Below are 3106 nucleotides of genomic sequence, written 5' to 3' on the forward strand. Positions count from 1 at the left end.
GCGTGCGGGAATGCCGGGTGTTTTCCGGTGCCTCGCTGTGAATACTCGTGTGCGTGATGGCCGTTTTCTGCACGCGAGGCTGCGGGTGCCACTGGGCATCCGGCATTCCCCACGCCCTCTTTGGGGGGCGGAAGTTACTTGCAACAGCTCGGGCGCACCGCGCCGCGAGCGTGCAGCCGATTCCCGGCCGACTTGTCGCGCAGACGATCAAATGAAAACCACCTATATCCGCTGGAGTTCAGCCGTGAATTCAGCCTTGCTGACCCGCCACGAACAATCAACACCAACGCGACTGCCCGCTTGTCGAATGAATAGCGCGACGATATCGTCCGGCGCGGCCCTTAAACTTAAAGAAAACTGAAACATTCGGGGCCTTCGAGAACAGCCCCTCAGGGAGGAAAATCATGAAATCCGTCATCAGAATCCTGGCCTTTTACGCCATCGGGAGCACCATCCTCGCTGGATCGGCCTTGGCCGACACCAGCGGCAAGAAGATCGCGTTTTCCAACAACTATGCGGGTAATTCCTGGCGCCAGGCCATGCTCAAGAGTTATGACATCGTCACCAAGAAAGCCGTCGCGGACAAGATCGTCGCCGCCGCCGATGTCTTCACCACCGCCGACAAGGAAGTGCCCACCCAGGCCGCGCAGATCCAGAATCTGATCCTGCAGGGTTATGACGCCATCGTCATCAATGCGTCTTCGCCCGACGCCCTCAATGGCGCGGTCAAACAGGCCTGCGACGCCGGCATCATCGTCGTATCGTTCGACGGCATCGTCACGGAACCCTGCGCCTGGCGTGTCGTCGTCGATTTCAAGGACATGGGCAAGCAGGAGGTCAATGAGATGGCCAGGTTCCAGCCGAAGGGCGGCAACCTGCTTGAAATCCGCGGCCTCGCCGGCACATCGATCGACGACGCCATTCACGCCGGGATCCTTGAAGGGGTCAAGGCCCGTCCGGAGTTCAAGATCGTCGGCTCGGTAACCGGCGACTGGGATCAGACCACCGCCCAGAAGGCCGTCGCCACCGTGCTGCCTTCGCTGCCCGACGTCATCGGCGTGGTCGATCAGGGCGGCGACGGTTATGGAGCAGCCCAGGCCTTCGCCGCGGCGGGCAAGCCGCGTCCGACGATCATCATGGGTAACCGCCAGGACGAACTGCAATGGTGGAAGGAGCAGAAGGCGAAGGATGGCTACACCACCTGGTCGGCCTCGATCGCCCCCGGCGTGTCGACGCTTGCGTTCTGGGTCGCGCAGCAGGTTCTGGACGGCAACAAGACGATCCCACACGATCTGCTGGTGCCTTACCTCGCCTTTACGCAGGACAATTTCGAGGCTGAACTGCCTGAAATCACCAAGGGCGGCGTCGCCAGCCACGAATATACCCAAAAGGAAGCCGTCGCGGCCATCAAGGCCAACATGAAGTGATGGCTTGCTCGGAACGAGCACCGCCGCGTCGCGGTCACCAAGTGTAGGGTGGAAATGGTCATCGCGAGCCCGAGACTCGTCAGGCTGGACGGCGTCGAAAAACATTTCGGCGCCGTCCGCGCACTCGACGGTGTCGATTTGATCGTCGAACAGGGTGAGTGCCTCGGGCTGGTCGGACACAACGGAGCCGGCAAATCGACCCTGATGCATGTCCTGGCCGGAACCGCCGTTCCCGACCGCGGGCGGATGACGCTCGCCGGCGAGGAGCAGACCAGCTATTCGCCCGCTCAGGCCAAGAGGCTCGGGGTCCGCTGCGTCTTCCAGGAACTCTCGCTATGCCCCAATTTGACGGTCGCCGAGAATACCCGCGTCTTTCATCCCGCTCTCGGCGGCTTCAACTGGCGCCGCAAGGCGGGCGCGCTGATTATCGACAAGCTTGACGCCGTTTTTCCTGGCCACGGCGTTGGCGCGTCCGATCTCGTCCGCGACCTTCCGATCGGGCGGCGCCAGATGGTCGAAGTAGCGCGCGCCTTCACGGCAACCGATGAGCCGGTACGCCTGGTCATCCTGGACGAACCGACCTCTTCGCTCGACGCCCACACCGCCGGGCAGCTGCTGTCCTTCATGCGTCGCGTGGTCGAAGGCGGCGTCAGCTGCATTTTCATCTCGCATCTCCTGGGCGAGGTTCTCGACAACTGCGATCGCATCGTGGTGATGCGCGACGGCAAAACCGTCGCCGACGGCGGCGCCGGGACATTCGATCGCGACAAACTGGTCCAGGCCATGGGCGGCGTCGATGCGCAAGCGCGCGAGGCCCGCACCGGCAAGCGCCTCGTCCGCGGGCAATCTCCGCTTCGCGTCCGCGCCCGCCCCAGCCGGCAGAATGGCGCAGCCGAGCTCATCGCGCATGAGGGCGAGGTCATCGGCCTTGCCGGCCTCGCCGGCCATGGTCAGACCGACCTGCTGCTGGCGATCTTTTCGCAGGCGAGGCGCGCTCGCGCCAACATTGAAGTCACGGCGAGCGTGGCGCTGGTCGCCGGTGATCGCCAGGCCGACGGCATCTTTCCGCTGTGGTCGATTTCGGAAAATATCGGTGTGCGCTCCATCACCAGGCTGCGCCAGGGCCTTTTGATTTCGCGTCGACGCGAGGACGCGCTGGCCGATTTCTGGCGCGCCAAGATCAGGATCCGTACGCCCGATATCCACAACAACATCCTCTCGCTGTCCGGCGGCAATCAGCAGAAGGCGTTGTTCGCCCGCGCGCTCGGCTCGGACGCCCGCATCGTGCTGATGGACGATCCGATGCGCGGCGTTGATGTCGGCACCAAGCTCGAAGTCTACGATCTGATTCGTGAGGAAGCGGACGGCGGCCGGACCTTTCTGTGGTACACAACCGAAACCGACGAGTTGAAACAGTGCGATCACGTCTATGTTTTTCGCAACGGCGCCATTGTCGCTGATCTGACCCGCGACGAACTCACCGAGGAAAGGGTCATCCAGTCCTCGTTCACGGAGGCGAGCTGAGATCATGGGCGCATCGACCGCCGCGGCAAAGCCGGCGTCGCGCGCCATCGGCAAGCTCAGGGAGCCGCGGCTGTTGCGCGCGCTGCTGCCGGCGTTGTCGCTGGCTTTGGTGCTGGCCGCGATCGCCTGGCTCAATCCGCGCGCGATCAGCTATT

The 3106-nt window shown here is 63.3% G+C and carries 2 protein-coding genes; both read left to right on the forward strand.

Annotated features, from left to right (window positions below; genetic code table 11):
• Positions 1-404 precede the first annotated feature (404 nt).
• Positions 405-1427 (forward strand): substrate-binding domain-containing protein, encoded by a 1023-nt coding sequence (locus ABSG20_RS33505; RefSeq protein ID WP_423868726.1) that lies wholly within the window; start codon positions 405-407, stop codon positions 1425-1427.
• Between the two features lie 54 nt (positions 1428-1481).
• Entirely contained in the window at positions 1482-2951 is a 1470-nt protein-coding gene (locus ABSG20_RS33510; protein WP_423868727.1) for a sugar ABC transporter ATP-binding protein, read from the forward strand.
• The last annotated feature ends 155 nt before the right edge of the window (positions 2952-3106 follow it).

The sequence above is a fragment of the Bradyrhizobium sp. genome (assembly GCF_049512235.1).
Classification (GTDB): domain Bacteria; phylum Pseudomonadota; class Alphaproteobacteria; order Rhizobiales; family Xanthobacteraceae; genus Bradyrhizobium.

Bases quoted from the DNA above. Each gene is read 5' to 3' on its own strand.
- ABSG20_RS33510 (WP_423868727.1), top strand. From the start codon at position 1,482: ATGGTCATCGCGAGCCCGAGACTCGTCAGGCTGGACGGCGTCGAAAAA.
- ABSG20_RS33505 (WP_423868726.1), top strand. From the start codon at position 405: ATGAAATCCGTCATCAGAATCCTGGCCTTTTACGCCATCGGGAGCACC.